The organism is Xylanimonas ulmi, from assembly GCF_004216535.1.
Taxonomy (GTDB): domain Bacteria; phylum Actinomycetota; class Actinomycetes; order Actinomycetales; family Cellulomonadaceae; genus Xylanimonas; species Xylanimonas ulmi.
Map to the genome: position 1 here is coordinate 3,709,129 of NZ_SGWX01000001.1, position 15,988 is coordinate 3,725,116.

13 protein-coding genes are annotated in these 15,988 nt (G+C 74.3%); 9 read left to right on the forward strand and 4 right to left on the reverse strand.

Features of this window, described 5'->3' with window-relative positions; genetic code table 11:
- Positions 1 to 24 precede the first annotated feature (24 nt).
- The gene (locus EV386_RS16985) at positions 25 to 1,074 is read left to right on the forward strand and encodes a DUF3048 domain-containing protein (protein ID WP_165399984.1); all 1,050 of its coding nucleotides are present in this window, start codon (positions 25 to 27) and stop codon (positions 1,072 to 1,074) included.
- Between the two features lie 77 nt (positions 1,075 to 1,151).
- Here the strand turns inward: EV386_RS16985 and EV386_RS16990 are convergent, their stop codons facing one another.
- Positions 1,152 to 2,147, reverse strand: a complete 996-nt coding sequence (locus tag EV386_RS16990; protein ID WP_130416465.1) for a 1,4-dihydroxy-2-naphthoyl-CoA synthase — start codon at positions 2,145 to 2,147, stop codon at positions 1,152 to 1,154.
- Between the two features lie 108 nt (positions 2,148 to 2,255).
- Between EV386_RS16990 and EV386_RS18430 the strand changes: the two genes are divergently transcribed.
- The 4 genes from EV386_RS18430 to EV386_RS17005 all read left to right on the forward strand — a co-directional run bounded on the left by EV386_RS18430 (position 2,256) and on the right by EV386_RS17005 (position 7,632).
- Positions 2,256 to 2,429 (forward strand): hypothetical protein, encoded by a 174-nt coding sequence (locus EV386_RS18430; RefSeq protein WP_165399985.1) that lies wholly within the window; start codon positions 2,256 to 2,258, stop codon positions 2,427 to 2,429.
- Positions 2,430 to 2,582: 153 nt separating this feature from the next.
- Complete coding sequence (locus tag EV386_RS16995) at positions 2,583 to 3,650, forward strand: o-succinylbenzoate synthase (protein WP_130417015.1); 1,068 nt, start codon at positions 2,583 to 2,585, stop codon at positions 3,648 to 3,650.
- Positions 3,647 to 5,800, forward strand: coding sequence for a 2-succinyl-5-enolpyruvyl-6-hydroxy-3-cyclohexene-1-carboxylic-acid synthase (gene menD, locus EV386_RS17000; protein ID WP_130416466.1), 2,154 nt, complete (start codon positions 3,647 to 3,649; stop codon positions 5,798 to 5,800). Before EV386_RS16995 ends, menD begins: the two co-directional genes overlap by 4 nt.
- Positions 5,797 to 7,632 (forward strand): S1C family serine protease, encoded by a 1,836-nt coding sequence (locus EV386_RS17005; protein WP_207216562.1) that lies wholly within the window; start codon positions 5,797 to 5,799, stop codon positions 7,630 to 7,632. The genes menD and EV386_RS17005 overlap by 4 nt, the downstream gene beginning before the upstream one ends.
- A gap of 93 nt (positions 7,633 to 7,725) precedes the next feature.
- Here EV386_RS17005 and EV386_RS17010 read toward each other — a convergent pair whose 3' ends face one another.
- Positions 7,726 to 8,367, reverse strand: coding sequence for a TetR/AcrR family transcriptional regulator (locus EV386_RS17010; RefSeq protein ID WP_130416467.1), 642 nt, complete (start codon positions 8,365 to 8,367; stop codon positions 7,726 to 7,728).
- Positions 8,368 to 8,506: 139 nt separating this feature from the next.
- Here EV386_RS17010 and EV386_RS17015 point away from each other — a divergent pair, with 139 nt between their 5' ends.
- From EV386_RS17015 to EV386_RS17025, 3 genes are all read left to right on the forward strand, one after another.
- On the forward strand, positions 8,507 to 9,103 hold the full coding sequence (locus EV386_RS17015) for a DUF6230 family protein (protein ID WP_130416468.1): 597 nt from the start codon (positions 8,507 to 8,509) through the stop codon (positions 9,101 to 9,103).
- A complete protein-coding gene (locus tag EV386_RS17020; RefSeq protein WP_130416469.1) occupies positions 9,100 to 10,464 on the forward strand; it encodes a DUF6114 domain-containing protein in 1,365 nt (454 codons plus the stop codon). The genes EV386_RS17015 and EV386_RS17020 overlap by 4 nt, the downstream gene beginning before the upstream one ends.
- 128 nt (positions 10,465 to 10,592) lie before the next feature.
- Positions 10,593 to 12,062, forward strand: a complete 1,470-nt coding sequence (locus EV386_RS17025) for an MATE family efflux transporter (RefSeq protein WP_130416470.1) — start codon at positions 10,593 to 10,595, stop codon at positions 12,060 to 12,062.
- Here EV386_RS17025 and EV386_RS17030 read toward each other — a convergent pair.
- Positions 12,014 to 13,903 carry an ABC transporter ATP-binding protein gene (locus EV386_RS17030; protein WP_242608026.1) on the reverse strand — a complete coding sequence of 630 codons (1,890 nt, stop codon included), beginning with the start codon at positions 13,901 to 13,903 and terminating at the stop codon, positions 12,014 to 12,016. The genes EV386_RS17025 and EV386_RS17030 overlap by 49 nt on opposite strands.
- A gap of 82 nt (positions 13,904 to 13,985) precedes the next feature.
- Between EV386_RS17030 and EV386_RS17035 the strand changes: the two genes are divergently transcribed.
- Positions 13,986 to 14,576, forward strand: coding sequence for a TetR/AcrR family transcriptional regulator (locus EV386_RS17035; protein ID WP_130416472.1), 591 nt, complete (start codon positions 13,986 to 13,988; stop codon positions 14,574 to 14,576).
- A gap of 1 nt (position 14,577) precedes the next feature.
- Here EV386_RS17035 and EV386_RS17040 read toward each other — a convergent pair whose 3' ends face one another.
- Positions 14,578 to 15,945 carry an isochorismate synthase gene (locus tag EV386_RS17040; RefSeq protein WP_130416473.1) on the reverse strand — a complete coding sequence of 456 codons (1,368 nt, stop codon included), beginning with the start codon at positions 15,943 to 15,945 and terminating at the stop codon, positions 14,578 to 14,580.
- Positions 15,946 to 15,988: the final 43 nt, after the last annotated feature.

Sequence of the window (15,988 nt, forward strand, 5' to 3'; positions counted from 1 at the left end):
GTTCGCGGACCGAGGAGGTACGTGATGAGGCGAGCTCTCGCCGCCGTAGGTGTGATGACGCTCTCGCTCGCGCTCGTGGCCTGCGGCGCGGACCAACCAGGCGAGGTGACGACGACGGTCTCGCCCGACGTCAGCGTGCCCAAGGGCGCCCCACCCGAGCCGGTCGTGCCGATCGTGTGGCCGCTCACCGGCGTGGCGACCGCCGAGGTCGCGCAGCGGCCGGCGCTCGCGATCAAGGTCGAGAACGCGCGAGAGGCCCGGCCGCTGACGGGCCTGGAGTACGCCGACACGGTCTGGGAGCAGACGGTCGAGGGCGGGATCACGCGGTTTGTCGCGGTGTTCCACTCGCAGATTCCCGACGTCGTCGAACCCGTGCGCTCGGTGCGGCCGATGGACGCGGGCATCGTGGCGCCGCTCGGCGGGATCCTGGCCTTCTCCGGCGGTCAGCAGGGCTTCATCGCCGAGGTGCGGGCTGCCGGGGTGCAGACGGTCATCATGGACTCGGGCGACGCCGGGTTCCGACGCGACAGGTCGCGCAGGGCGCCCCACAACGTCGTCGGGACGCCGCAGACCTTCCTCGACCAGGCGGCCGCGGATCGCGCCGCACCCCCGCCCGCGCAGTTCGCGTTCGCCCAGGAGGCCGGCGGGTCGAGCGTGGCCAAGGCGGGCTCGCCGGCCGCGCGGCTCGACGTCACGTTCTCCCGCGTGCAGCGCACCGTGTGGGACTGGGACGCCGAGTCCAGCACATGGCTGCGCAGCGACGGTGAGACGGCGGCGGTGTCGGCGGCCGGGGCTCGGCTCTCGGCGCGCAACGTCGTGACGCTCCAGGTGCGGCTCGTGGACACGGGCACGGTCGACCCGTCGGGGGCGCCGGTGCCCGAGACGCTCATGGTCGACTCGGGTGAGGGGCTGGTGGCGGGCGCCGGCAAGACGATCCCCGTGCGCTGGTCCAAGGAGTCGACCGCCGCGCCGCTGGTGCTGACCACCCCGGAGGGGAACCCGGTGACGCTGGAGCCGGGCACGACCTGGGTCGAGCTGGTGCCGGGGACGACCGGGAGCTGGAGCGTGTCCTGAGGGGTGGTTTCGACAGGCTCAACCACCGACAGGCTCAACCACCGACAGGCTCAACCACCGACAGGCTCAACCGCCAGTCAGAACGCGTACGGGTACTTCGACCAGTCCGGGTCGCGCTTGTCCAGGAACGCGTCGCGCCCCTCGACGGCCTCGTCGGTCAGGTAGGCGAGGCGGGTCGCCTCGCCGGCGAAGACCTGCTGGCCCGCCAGGCCGTCGTCGGCCAGGTTGAACGCGAACTTGAGCATGCGGATCGCCTGCGGGGACTTGGTCGCGATGACGCGCGCGTACTCGATCGCCAGGTCCTCGATGTCGTCGTGCGCGGCGACCTCATTGACCGCGCCCCAGCGTTCGGCGTCGTCGGCCGAGTACTCGCGGGCGAGGAAGAAGATCTCGCGGGCGCGCTTCTGGCCGACCTGCCGGGCCAGGTAGGCGCTGCCGTAGCCGCCGTCGAAGGAGCCGACGTTGGCGTCGGTCTGCTTGAAGCGCGCGTGCTGGCGGCACGCGATCGACAGGTCGGCGACCACGTGCAGCGAGTGCCCGCCGCCCGCGGCCCAGCCGTCGACGACGGCGATGACCACCTTGGGCATGGTGCGGATGAGGCGCTGCACCTCGAGGATGTGCAGGCGCCCGGCGCGGGCGGGGTCGACGGCGTCGCGGGTGGCGACCTCGCCGCCGCCGTCGGGCGCCGTCGTGTACTGGTAGCCGGACCGCCCGCGGATGCGCTGGTCGCCGCCCGAGCAGAACGCCCAGCCGCCGTCGCGTGGTGAGGGGCCGTTGCCCGTCAGCAGCACCGTGCCGACGTCGGAGGTCATGCGGGCGTGGTCGAGCGCGCGGAAGAGCTCGTCGACCGTGTGGGGGCGGAACGCGTTGCGCACCTCGGGGCGGTCGAACGCGATGCGGACCACGGGCAGGTCGCGCACGACGGCGCCCGCGGCGTCGCGCTCGACGCCCCGGTGGTAGGTGAGGTCGGTCAGGTCCTCGAACCCCGTGACGGCGCGCCAACGCGCCGGGTCGAAGGTCTGCGAGACGCGGGCGGGAAGGTCGTCGGGGTCGACCGGGGCGGTGCTGCTCACGGGCGCCAGCCTACGGTTCGGGCGCCCCACCGACTTTGTGACGACATTCACAAGTGCGCGGCGCGCCTTGTCGAACGATTTCTCACGACATGGCGAGACGATGTGTGCATGAGCGGCCTTCTCCTCCGCGAGGCGCTCGATCTCGATGTGATCGATCGTGACACCTCGCACGACCTGTACGCCTACGACGCCGCCGTCCGCGATCGCGATGCGTGCGGCATGACGCCCCCGTGCTCCCGGACGTTCGAGCACCTGCTCGACGACACCGAGTTCGTGGACTGAGCCCACGGATCGCGCTACCCCGAGCACCCCTCGGTGGCCTGCCGTTCGTGGCCTTCCCTGACGCCCGCCTACGCTGAACGCGTGCCCACCGGTCCTGCCCCCGCGCCTGTGCCGTCGCCCGTGACCCCCGGGGTGGCCCCGTCGACCCGTGTCGTGCCGTCGCGCCTCACCTCGCCGCAGGTCTGGTCGACGCCGCTGCGCACCCGGTTCCGCGGCCTGGACGTGCGTGACGGCGTGCTGCTGCGCGGTCAGGTGGGATGGGGCGAGCTGAGCCCGTTCTGGGACTACGACGACCCCGAGTCGGCCACATGGCTGCGCGCCGCGCGCGAGGCGGCCGACCAGGGCTGGCCCGCGCCCGTGCGCGCGAGAGTGCCGGTCAACGTCACGGTTCCCGCCGTCGGGCCCGACCGGGCGCGCGAGATCGTGCTGGCCTCGGGCGGGTGCCGGACGGCGAAGGTCAAGGTCGCACAGCGCGCGCCCGCTCCCTCGGGCGCCGCGAGGCCCGGGCCGCTGGAGCCCGTCGGGGCCGAGGTCGAGCGCGTCGACGCCGTGCGTGCGGCCTTCGACGAGCTGTACGGGCCCGGCGTGGGCCGCATCCGCGTGGACGCCAACGGCGGTTGGGATGTGGACGAGGCCGTGACCCACCTGCGCGCCATCGACGCCGCCGCGGGCGGCCTCGAATACGCCGAGCAGCCCTGCGCCACCGTGGAGGACCTCGCCGCGCTGCGCCGCGCCCTGATCCGCGCGGGCCTCGACGTGCCCGTCGCCGCCGACGAGTCGATCCGCCGCGCCGCCGACCCCCTGCGCGTGGTCGCGCTCGCCGCCGCCGACGTCGTCGTGCTCAAGGTCCAGCCGCTGGGCGGCGTGCGCGCATGCCTCGACCTGGCCGAGCGGGTGGGGCTGCCCGTCGTGGTGTCCTCGGCGCTCGAGTCGTCGGTCGGGCTCGCCGCGGGCGTCGCGCTCGCCGCCGCGCTGCCCGACCTGCCGTACGCGTGCGGGCTCGCCACGTCCCAGCTCTTCGCGCACGACGTCGTCGCCGCGCCGCTGCTGCCCGTCGACGGCGCGCTGCCCGTGCTCGCGGCCGGCGACCCGCGCTTGGAGCCCGACGCCGCGGCGCTCGCGGCCGCCGCGCCCAGCGCGGACGTGCGCGACGCGTGGCTCGCCCGTGCGGCACGCCTCGAGGCGTTGCTCGACGGCGAGGCCGCGGGGGGCGGGCGATGAGCGCGGACCGGTCCGGTGGGGTCGTCCCGACGCCGGGTGCTCTCGGTCCTGCTCCCGCGCTCGTGGCGGCGCGCGCGCTGGTCGCCGAGCTGGCCGCCTGCGGCGTGCGCGACGTCGTGCTCGCGCCCGGGTCGCGCTCGGCGCCCCTCGCGTACGCACTGGCCGCCGCCGACGCCGCCGGGGAGATCACGCTGCACGTGCGCGTCGACGAGCGGGCGGCGGGCTTCCTCGCGCTGGGCCTCGCGAAGGGATCGGCGATCGTCGACCGCGATCCCGTCGACCGCGATGCCGCCGGCCGCAATGCCGTAGTCCCGCCGCGCCCGGTCGTCGTCGTGACCACCTCGGGCACCGCCGTCGCGAACCTCCATCCTGCGGTGCTCGAGGCGCATCACGCGGATGTGCCCCTCGTGCTGGTGACCGCCGACCGGCCGCACGAGTTGCGTGGCACGGGGGCGTCGCAGACCACCGACCAAGTCGGCATCTTCGGCGCCGCCGTGCGGTACGCGCTCGACGTGCCGGCGCCCGACGGGCGCGACGGCGAGGTGCGCGACCTGCTCGCCGCCGCCGGGCGGGCGCTCGCCGCAGCGACCGGGCTGCGCGACCGCCACCCGGGTCCAGCGCACCTCAACCTCGCGTTCCGCGAGCCGCTGCAGCCCGCCCTCGACGCGGACGCCGATCCGGCGATACCAGCCGAGCCGGCCCTGCCGACCGTGGCGCCGTTCGGCGCTGCCCGCCGCACCGTGGTCGTGCCCGCGGCGCCCGGGCCGGGCGCCGACCCCGCCTTGCCCGGCGATCCGGCGCACACGCTCGTCGTGGCGGGCGACGGCGCGGGCCCCGACGCGCGCAGGCTCGCACAGGCGCAGGGCTGGCCCCTGCTCGCCGAGCCGTCCTCGGGCGCGTGCGGCGGACCCCACGCCGTCCAGGCGTACCGCGCGGCGCTCGGCGTCGAGGAGCTCGTGCGCGAGGTCGAGCACGTCGTCGTCTTCGGGCATCCCACACTGTCGCGGCCCGTGCAGCGGCTGCTGGGCAGGGCTGACGTCGCGGTGACCGTCGTGGCTCCGGGTGGGGGTCCGTGGCCCGACGCCGCGCGCAACGCGACGCGCGTGGTCGACGCACTCGACGAGCGATGGCTGCGACCGTCCGCGCCCGGACCGTCTGCGCCCGGACCGTCTGCGCCCGGACCGTCTGCGCCCGGGCCGGGTGCGCTCAGGCCCGATGTGCTCGGGCCCGATGCGCTCAGTCCCGCCGCCGTGGACGGGTCGGCGTTCCTCGCGCGATGGCGCGCGGCGTCGCGGGCCGCGGGAGCCGTCGTCGAGCGCGCGACCGCGGCGGTCGAAGCCGGCCCGCTCGCCCAGCAACCCGACGCGGCGCTCGCCGTCGCGCGCGCGGTCGCCGCCGCGACCGGCCCGGGGGACGTGCTCGTCGTCGGGTCGTCCAACCCGGTCCGCGACCTCGACCTGGTGCTGTGCCTCGACCGCGCCGTCGACGCCCCGACGCCCGACGTCGTGGCCAACCGTGGTCTCGCCGGCATCGACGGCACCGTCTCGACGGCGTCGGGCGTCGCGCTCGCCGCGGCCCGCGCCGGTCGGCGCACGCGCGCGCTGCTCGGTGATCTGACGTTCCTGCACGACGTCGGGGGGCTGCTGCGCGGCCCGCTCGAGCCCGCCGTGGACCTGCAGTTCGTCGTCGTCAACGACGACGGCGGATCGATCTTCGCGACGCTTGAGCACGGGGCGCTCGCAGACGCCTCCGACGCGGGGGCGGCCGTGTTCGAGCGCGTCTTCGCCACTCCGCATGGCGCGGACCTGGGCGCGCTGTGCGCGGGCTACGGCGTCGGGCACCGGGCGGTCGCCGACGTGGCGGGGTTGCGCGCCGCGCTGGCCGCGCCCGCGCGCGGCGTCGAGGTCGTCGAGGTGCGGGCGCCGCGCGCGGACCGGCTCGCGCGGTCGCGGGCGCTGCACGATCAGGTTGTCGGCGCGATCCGAGCGGTGCTCGCACAGGGCGATTCGGCGGCATATCAGACCGACGACGGCGACGCGGAGCCTGGTCAGCGCGGTGACCACAGAGAACTCTCAGGAACGGCCCAGAACGACGCCAGCCTGGTGGTGTTATCTCGGGTCAGGAGATCGAGGAGGCCAGGAACACCATGAGCATCGAGAACCACGACCAGCCCGCCGTCCCGGAGGGCTCCGACCCGGGCGCCACGCCCCAGGTCCCCGAGCAGACGCCAGCCGAGCAGACGTCGGCGCCGGAGCGCGGCGACGCGGCGCAGGGCGCCCCGGCCGCGCCCGCCCAGCCGACGCCGCACCCGCAGACTCAGCAGACCCAGGAGCTGCACCCGCAGCAGCACCCCACCACGCCGTACCCGCAGCAGGCGCCCGCGCGCCCGCAGCCGCAGTACGGCCAGTACGCCCCGGGTCACCAGTCGCCCGCGCCGCAGCCCCCGTACGGCGCGAACCCGTACGGCCAGGCGCCGTACCCGCAGGCGGCGCAGCACCAGCCGGCGCAGCCGCAGCGCCGCGCGCCGTATCCGCAGCAGCAGGGCACCCAGCAGCAGGGCCCCCAGCAGCAGGGCCCGCAGCAGCAGGGCACCCAGCCCGGCGCGAGCTTCTCGAACCCCTACCTCGCCACGCCGTCGTCGTCCGAGCCGTCGGCCCCCCAGCGTGAGCGCAAGCCGCGCGTGTGGGCGCCGGTCATCAGCGCGGCCGCCATCGCGGCCCTCCTGGCGAGCGGCGGCACGGCGGCGCTCATGCACGGGCTGTCGGACAACTCCACGCCGACGTCGATCGCCGAACTCGGCAACCCCGGTCGCGTCGACTCCGCGCCCGTCAAGGACTCCACGGCCACCAACCCCGACTGGCAGGCGGTCACGGCCGCGGTGTCGCCGTCGGTGGTCGCCATCCAGGTCGCCAGCACGCAGGGCGGCGCTGAGGGCTCGGGCCTCATCCTGGACGACGACGGCCACATCCTGACCAACAACCACGTCGTCTCGGGCGCCCAGAACAACATCGTCCAGGTCACGCTGTCCGACGGGCGCATCTTCCAGGCGAAGATCGTCGGCACCGACGCGACCACGGACCTCGCCGTCGTCGTGCTCCAGGACCCGCCGAGCAACCTGACTCCGGTCGCGCTCGGCGACTCCGACGCCGTCCAGGTCGGCGACCCGGTGCTCGCCGTCGGCAACCCGCTGGGGCTGGCCAACACCGCCACCACGGGCATCGTCTCCGCGCTCGACCGCCCCGTGACGGCGAGCGGTGAGGGCGCCGACACGCAGGTCGTGACCAACGCGATCCAGATCGACGCGGCCATCAACCCGGGCAACTCGGGTGGCCCGCTGTTCGACGCGACCGGGCGCGTCATCGGCATCACCTCGTCGATCGCGACACTGTCGAGCGGGTCGAGCCAGTCGGGCTCGATCGGCCTGGGCTTCGCCATCCCGGTCAACCTCGCCAAGAACATCAGCTCGCAGCTCATCGAGAACGGGTCGGCGCAGCACGCGTTCCTCGGCGTGTCGATGGTGGACGGCACCGCGACGGCCGACGGCGTCACACGCCGCGGCGCGCAGGTCCAGAACGTCACGTCGGGCTCGCCGGCGGCCACCGCGGGCATCCAGGCGGGCGACGTCATCGTGGCGATCGGCGATCAGCCGGTCGGCGGCGCCGAGTCGCTGACGGCGTTCGTGCGCGAGCGTCAGGCGGGCGACCAGGCCGTCTTGACCGTCGTGCGTGGCGGCAGCGCGCAGCAGATCACCGTGACGCTCGCCGTGCGCGACGAGTCGACGCAGAGCGGCTCGGGTCAGCAGGGCGACCAGGGTCAGGTGCCGCCCGGGTTCGGCGACGGCTCGGGCTCGGACGGTTCGGGCTCGGACGGTTCGGGCTCCGACGGTTCGGGCTCGGGCTCGGGCTCGGGCTCGGACGGCTCGAGCTCGGACGGCTCGTCCGAGGGCGGCAACCTCTGGGACTGGCTGTTCGGGGGCAACTGACCGTCCGCGAGGACCTCGGCCCGCGGGCCTGAGAACTCCGCAGTGGGGCCCGGCGCCAGCGGCGCCGGGCCCCACTCGTGCGCGCTGGGTCTGCTACCGCGCGGTGGCGGGCTGGGGGAGCGGGGGCGCCGTGGTCGACCGGATCGTGGCGAGGGCGCTGCGCTCCAGGAAGGCGACCAGGTCGGCGGCGGGGATCGACTCGTCGGTCGCGGCGTCCACCAGGGCCTGCTCGGCCAGCGAGATCCAGGCGCGCACCGCGACGGCGCGCAGCGGCGACGGCGTGACGCCCAGTTCGTCGAGCATCTCGGTGGTGTGCTGGGCCAGCACGTCGCGCGCGTGCTGGATGGTCTCGCGCACCTGGGGGTCGCCCGACGACGCCCCGCGCACGATCGAGTAGAACGTCGCGTCGTGCTCCTGGACGAACGCCACGAACCGTTCGAGCACGTCGCGCAGGCGCTGCGAGGCGGGCAGGGCCGGGTCGGGCTCGGTCGCGTGGAGCATGGCGTCACGCGCGGTGAGCACGATCTGCTGGTGCAGGCCCTGGCGGGTGCCGAAGTAGTAGAAGACCAAGCCTGGCGAGACTCCCGCGGCGCTGGCCAGGTCTTCGACCGAGATGGCCTCGAGCGGGCGGTCGGCGAGCCAGTCGACGCCGATGGCCAGGAGCTGCTGGCGTCGCTCTTCGGGGCTCAGCCGCGTGCGGCGGCTGCGACCGGAGGCTCCGTGCAGCGCTGGCATGCCTTGAGCATAGGGGGAGCGGCGCGCCGCAGACACTGTTGACTCACCATCAACAACTATTGACGACACGTCAGTAAGAGGTCTACCTTCGGCGACTGTCCGGCGACATGGAGGTCGCCCGTCGAAGGTGAGGGAACACATGAAGTTCAGCTCGCTCGCGCGTACGCGCACCCGTCGCGTCCTGCTCGCGACGGTTCCGACCGTCGCCGCCATCGCGCTCATCGGAGGCGGTGTGGCGCAAGGCGTCGTCCCCGTCTCCATGGCCGTGTCGGGGCAGCAGTTCAAGATCGCCGCCGACAAGCTCGAGGGCTCCGGCTTCTCCCAGTACGCCGGCGTCGCCGGTGAGGCCGACGGCACGGCGCACCCCGCCGCGATCGCCAACATCACCAACGCCAAGCTCTACAACCTGTGCCAGTCCATCAAGGTGACCGACCACATCAGCCTTCTGATCAGCGCGGGAACCAACCCGGACCGCCCGGTCGAGGCGAGCAGCCTGCAGATCGGCATGGACAACCTCTCGGGCGACGCCACGTTCAACTCGATCAAGATCGGCGTCGACGCCTCGACGGTCAGCACGGCGCAGAAGGGCAGCGCGAAGGACTTCGCGATGGACGCGGACTCCGTGACGATCGACAACCTTCAGCAGGTGTCGTGGAGCACGCAGGCCGCGGTCTTCAAGCTCACCGACCTCAAGCTCGGTGTGAACCTCCAGGGCGCCGAGTGCTTCGCAGGGTGAGATTCCGTCAGTGGCGTCAGGGGCGCCCCTTTTGGGGGGCGCTCCTGACTGTCCTGGCCGGCGTCGAGCTGTTCCTCTCGGGCCGGTTCGACCTCTCGGTGGGTGGGGTGGTGCTGCAGCTCGGGTTCGCCGGCATGCAGACGACGATCATCCCCATCGTCGTCGTGCTGGCCGGAGCGCTGGCGATGGCCCAGCCCGTGCACCACGTCTTCTACGGCGTGATCGCGCTGGTGCTGTCGGTGTACTCGCTCGTCGCCGTCAATGGCGGCGGGCTCGGTGTGGGGATGGCGCTGGGCGTCGTCGGGTCGATCGTCGTGGTGTCGTGGATGGCGCCGGTGGCGGCGTCCGAGCCGCCCACGGACACGGAGCCGGTCCACGCGCAGCCGGTCGCGGACGCGCCCGAGGACCCCGTGCTGCTGTTCGACGACGGACCGCGGCACGATCCGCAGGGGATGCGCTCGGCTGCGGCGGTGCTCGCCGTGGCCCTGGTCGCGGGCGGCCTGACCGGGGCGGCGCCGGCGGCGCCCGGCTCTGGGCTGTGCCTGTTCGGCTTCATCCTGTGCCGGTCGACGGACCAGGACCCGACGGCGGGCTCGTCGCAGGCTCCGTCCCCGACGCCGGACGCCTCCGGCCAGCCGGCGCCCTCGTCGTCCGAGCCGGGCGACGGCGGTGCGCTCGGCGGGGTGGTCGACGGCCTGGGCGACGCCGTCGACGACCTCGGTGACGCCGTCGGCGGTCTGCTCGGCGGCGCGTCCGACGGCGGCGCGTCCGACGACGCGGCCTCCGACGACGCGGCCTCCGACGACGTGACCTCCGACGACGCGGCCTCCCCGGACGCGGCGGCCGAGCCGCCGTCGGTCACCGTGGAGGTCCCGCCCTCGGCCCCGCTGCCGCCAGAGGAGGGCCTGCCGCTTGTGCTCGGCGGGAACGAGGACCCTGACGTGTTCGCGATCCCGGCCGACCTCAAGGCGTCGGACCTGCGGATCTCGGGGCTGCGGACCATCGCGCTGGTGTCGGTCCCGGTCGGGGCCGGCTCGGGGGAGCGCCGCGCGGCGATCAAGCTGGTCGCCGACCACGTCGAGGTCGTCGGCTTCTCGCTGACGACCTACACCGACGGTGGGGCGGCCGGGACGCGCACGACGGCGTCGTCGGTCACGATGGACGGCTCGGCGACCATGTACCTCACGTCGGTCAGCGCGAGCGGCCCCGACGGCGAGGCGATCCGGCTCCTGGCGGACGACCCGCCGCAGTCGGTGACGGCGCTGCTGCTGGCGCTCACGGACCCGACGATCGGACTGCTCGGGGCGACGTCGGACCGGCAGGTGTGGTCGGGGTTCCAGGAGAGCGTCTGGGCGGGGTGAGGCGCGCGCACGGCTCGGTGTGATCGTTGGCACATGGCTCGTCGTGATTGCCGGCGCGGCGTACGATGGTGGCGATCGAATCGATTTGACGGGCTGTTCGGACGGCCCGCAGACCAAGACGGGCCACCGTGCAGAACCTCACCGTCGGGCCGCCGACGCGCCTCATCCTCGCCTTCACCCTTCCCCTGCTGATCGGCAACGTCTTCCAGCAGGTCTACACATTCACCGACGCTGTCGTCGTCGGGCGAATGCTCGGGCTCGACGCGCTCGCCGCGGTCGGCGCCTCGGGCAGCCTCGTGTTCCTGCTCGTCGGCTTCTCGTGGGGCGCCAGCGCGGGCCTGGCCATCCCCATCGCCCGCGCGTTCGGCGCGGGCGATCTGGCGGGGGTGCGCCGGTACACCGCGGCCGGGGCCTACGTGTCGGCCGGCATCGCCGCGGTCATCACCACCGTGGGGGTCGTGTTCGCCCACGACCTGCTGCGGCTGCTCGACACCCCGCCCGAGATCATCGACCAGGCGGGGGTCTTCCTGACCGTGACGTTCGCGGGCGCGGGCGTGACGGTGGCCTTCAACTACCTCTCGGCGGCCATCCGCGCACTGGGCGACAGCCGCACGCCGCTGTACTTCCTCATCGCCTCGTCGCTGCTCAACGCGGGACTCGTGGCGCTGCTGGTCGGCGTCGCGCACTGGGGTGTGGCGGGCGCGGCCGCGGCGACGGTGCTGGCGCAGATCGCCTCGGTGGTCGCGTGCCTCGCGCTGATCGCGCGGCGCATGCCGCTGCTGCGCCTGAGCCGCGCGGACTGGGCGGCCGGTCGCGGCAGCCTGCGCGAGCCGCTGCGCATGGGCCTGCCCATGGGCTTTCAGATGTCGGTCATCGCGATCGGGGCCGTCGTGCTGCAGTTCGCGGTCAACGGCCTGGGCGCCGTCTCGGTGGCCGCGTTCACGGCGGCCATGCGCGTCGACCAGCTCGCGGTCGCGCCGCTCAACTCGTTCGGCGTCGCGATGGTCACCTACACCGCGCAGAACCGCGGGGCGCGCCAGTGGCGCCGCATCAGGGTCGGCGCACTGCGCACCAGCCTGGTGGCGGTCGGCGTCGCGGTGGTGCTCGGCGTTGTGCTGGTGACGTTCGCGCAGCCCATCGTGGGCCTGTTCGTCGGCCCCGGGCAGCCCGAGGTGCTCGCCATGGCCCGCACGTACTTCCTGGTCAACGGGGGTCTGTACGCGGTGCTGAGCCTGCTGTTCGTGCTGCGCAACGTGGTCCAGGGCATGGGCCTGTCGAGCGTCCCGACCCTCGCGGGCGCACTCGAACTGGTCATGCGCTCGGCGGCCGCCTTGGTGCTCGTGCGGCACTTCGGGTTCGTGGGCGTGGCCTGGGCCGCCCCGCTCGCCTGGGCCGGGGCGCTGACGCCGGTGGCCTTCGCCTGGTCGCGGCAGCGGCGCCTGCTCGCGGAGCGCGAGCGCGAGGACGCGACGGCGCACGAGCGACTGCCCGCGCCGCCGTCGCCCGCCGCCGCGCCGCCCGCCACAGGAGGCTTGGCGCGCGGCGGCGCTCAGTGCGCCGTGGCTCCCACCAGCTCGCCCTCACGCGCGGCGTCCTGATCGCCGTCAGCCTCACGGCCGCCGTTGGGCTCGCGGGCGCCGTCGGGCGTGTCGATGCGCATCGCCTCGACGAACTCGCCGTACAGCGCGTCGGTCGCGAGCAGGTGCGCGTGCGTGCCCGTGGCGCGCACGCGCCCGCCGTCCATGACGACGATGCGGTCGGCGTCGACGACGGTCGACAGCCGGTGCGCGACGGTCACGACGGCGCCGGTCGTGGCGGCCTCGGCGATGGCCGCGTGGATCGCGGCCTCGGTGCGCCCGTCGAGCTGGGACGTCGCCTCGTCGAGCAGCAGCACGTCGGCGTTCGCGAGCAGCGCGCGGGCCAACGCGATGCGCTGGCGCTGCCCGCCCGAGACCGAGGAGGACACGAGCGAGGTGTCGAGGCCCTCGGGCAGCGCGGCGACCTGCTCCGTGAGCTGGACGGTGTCGAGCACCGCGGCGACCTGCGCGTCGGTCGCCTCGGGGTGGGCGATGAGCAGGTTGTCGCGGATCGTGCCGGGGATCACCGGGGTGTCCTGCTCGACGAACGCGAACCGGGCGCGCGTCTGCGCGGGGGTCAGGTCGGCGTAGGGGACGCCGTCGACGCGGATCTGCCCGGACGTGGGGTCGAGGAACCGCAGCGCGAGCGAGAGCACCGACGTCTTGCCGGCGCCCGACGGCCCGACGAACGCGGTGTGGCCCGTGCGCGGGATCGCGATGGACAGGTCGCGCACGACGTCCTCGCCCTCCTCGCTGTAGCGCGCGGTCACGCCGTCGAACTCCAGGACCGGACGCTCGGGGTCGGCGGTGCGCCCAGCCGTGCCCGACGACGCCGCGGGCGCGGTCTGCGGCTCGGTGTCGATCTGCTCGACCTCGATGATGCGCGCGGACGCAGCGAGCCCGGACTGGAGCGAGGACAGCGCCTCGGCGAACTCCATCACCGGGCCGATGAAGTTGAAGATGTACATGAGGAACGCCACGAGCGCGGCGATCGACAGGTAGCCCGACGACACCCGCCAGGCGCCGAGCGCGATGATGACGACGATCGCGGTCTGGATGCCGCCGAAGGCGAACGTGTACGCCAGCGCCTCGGCCTTGACCGCCTTGACCCCGTGTCCGCGGGCGGCGCCGGCGTGGGTGAGGACGGCGTCGACCCGCCGGCGCTCGGCGCGCGCGACCTTGACGGTGCGCAGCGCCCGCACCGACCCCTCGAGCTCGCCGCCCATGTGGCCGATCGCCTCCTGGGCCTTGGCCCGGTGGCGGCCGACGGCGGGCATGAGCGCCGCCATGACCCCGCCGAAGACGACGACGGCCCCGAGGGTGATGCCGAGCAGGACGGGGTCGATGACGCCCATGAGCACGATGGTGCCGATGATGCCGGCGGCGCCGTTGACGATCGAGACGAACCCGGAGCTCACGGCCGCCGACAGGAGCTGGGAGTCGGAGGTTGTGCGTGAGACGAGCTCGCCCGCGGGTCGGGCGCCCACCTGCAGCACGCGGCCGCGCACGAACCGCTCGACCAGGGCGCGGCGCACGTCGAACACCACGGTCTCGGCCGTGCGCCCCAGGATGATCCAGCTCAGCCACGAGGCGAGGATGCCGACCACGGTCAGGGCGGCGAGCAGGGTCACGTAGCCCGCGACGGGCGTGCCGAGCATGACGGCGTCGATGACGTCCTGGACGACGCGCGGCGTCCACAGGAACGTGACCGTCGCGATCATGCCGATGACGGCGCCGAGCGTGATCGTGGGCCAGTGGGGCGCCAGGTGGCGCAGCAGCACCCGCAGGCGGGCGGGCTTGAGGAGGTCGCCGGCGGGCGCCTTCTCGGGCGAGGCGGTGGGGTCAGAGGTAGTGTCACTCACGATCGAAAATGAAACATGGCTGTCCTAAAAACAGCAAGCGAAGAATCGAAACGCGTCAGGAATACCGCTAGACTGTGCGCCCATGAGTGAGAGTGACCTGTCGCCGACGCAACAGCGCACGCGTGCCGCGCTAGTGCGCGCCGGACTGGACGTGCTCAGCCGGAACCCGGCGGCGCCCCTCGGCGAGGTGGCCGAGCGCGCGGGCGTCGCGCGCTCGACGCTGCACCGCTACTTCGCCGACAAGCAGGCGCTGAGCGCCGCCATCACCGAGTTCGTCGACGCCGCGCACGACGCCGCGATCACCCACGCGCGACTGGCCGAGGGCACCGGCCTTGAGGCCCTGCGGCGGCTGACGCTCGAACTCCTCGACCGCCTCGACGTGCTGTCATGGCTCATGGGACCGGCGCTCATGGCCGGCCCGCTGCCTGACGGCGGGTTCGACGAGTACGTGTCCGAGGACCCCGATCCGGCGGTGATCGACGCCGCCGCGCGCGGCATCGCCGACGGGAGCCTCGATGCCGCGCTCTCGCCGCAGTGGTGCGAGTCGATGCTGTGGGCCGTGCTGTTCTCGGCGAGCCACGCGCCCGCGGGAATGACGGCCACCGAGGCGCGTTCGCAGGCGCTGCGCGCCCTGCTCAAAGCGGTCGCGGCCGACCCGGGCGCGGTGCGCTAGGTCAGCGGCGCTCGCCGAGCGCCCAGCGCATCGGCACCAGCTTGGCCTCGGACTCGGCCAGCTCGGACGCCGGGTCGGAGGCCGCCACGACGCCGCAGCCCGCGAACAGGCGCACGCGGCGCGGGTCGGCGTCGTCCAGCCGCGCCGAGCGCAGCGCGATGCCCCACTCGCCGTCGCCGTCGGCGCCCATCCAGCCCACCGGGCCCGCGTAGCGCCCGCGGTCCATGCCCTCGATCTCGCGGATGAGGTCGCGCGCCCGCGTGGTCGGCGTGCCGCACACCGCCGCGGACGGGTGCAGCGCGGCGGCGAGGGCCAGCGACGACGGCGTCCGGCCGTCCGCGCCGCCCGCGCGGTCCAGCACGCCCGTGACGTCGCTCGCCAGGTGCATGACGTTGGGCAGGTGCAGCACGAACGGCTGCTCCGGCACGTTCATCGAGGTGCAGAACGGCTCGAGCGCGCGCGCCACCGAGACGACGGCGTGCTCGTGCTCCTCAAGGTCCTTCGACGAGCGCGCCAGCTGCGCCGCGCGCAGCAGCGCGTCGTCCTCGGTCATGCCGCGCTCGCGGCGGATCGTCCCGGCCAGCACGCGCGAGGCGACCAGGCCCTTCTCGGAGCGCACCAGCAGTTCGGGGGTGGCGCCGAGCATGCCGGCGACCGAGAACGTCCACGTCGCCTCGTAGGCGATCGCGAGCCGGCGCAGCACCCAGCGCGGGTCGAGCGGCGCCTGCGTGGTCGCGACGACGTCGCGCGCGAGCACCACCTTGTCGAGGTCGCCCGCCTGGATGCGCCCCACGGCGTCGGCGACGATGCCGGGCCAGTCGGCGGCGGCGATCGCGCCGTCGGCCTCGACGACCGCGCCGGGCGAGGTGATCGGCGTGCGGGCCGACGGGTCGAGCAGCGCCGTCGTCGGGGCGGCGTCGAGGCCCTGGGAGATCGTGGTGATCCACGCCTGGCCGCCCCGGCGCCCGACGACGACGCGCGGCGCCACGAGAACGCCGCCGTCCTGTGACGCGTCGTCGAAGGCGAAGGAGCCGAACGCGACCGGTCCCGTGCCGGGCAGGCGCACGTCGTCGCGCACGACCGCGCGTTCGAGCGCCGACTGCCAGGCGGCCGCGGCGTCCGCGAACCGGCGTCGCCCACGCACCGTGACGCGCAGCGCCTCGCCCCACCCGACGATGCCGTCGCCGCGGCGCACCCACGCCAGCGGGCGCGCGTCGGGCAACAGGCCCATCAGCGTCGCCAGGCCGTCGTCGGGCAGGTCGAGGGCGGCGGTCCTGACCACCAGCGGTCGGGCGTCGAGGCCCGGCGCGGTGGCGTCCGGCCGACCCGCGGGGTGGCCCGCAGGCTGGGGGAGTGCGGTTGCTGACATCGCCGTCCAGGGTAGCCCCGCGCGGAAGCGCTCCCGGCCCACG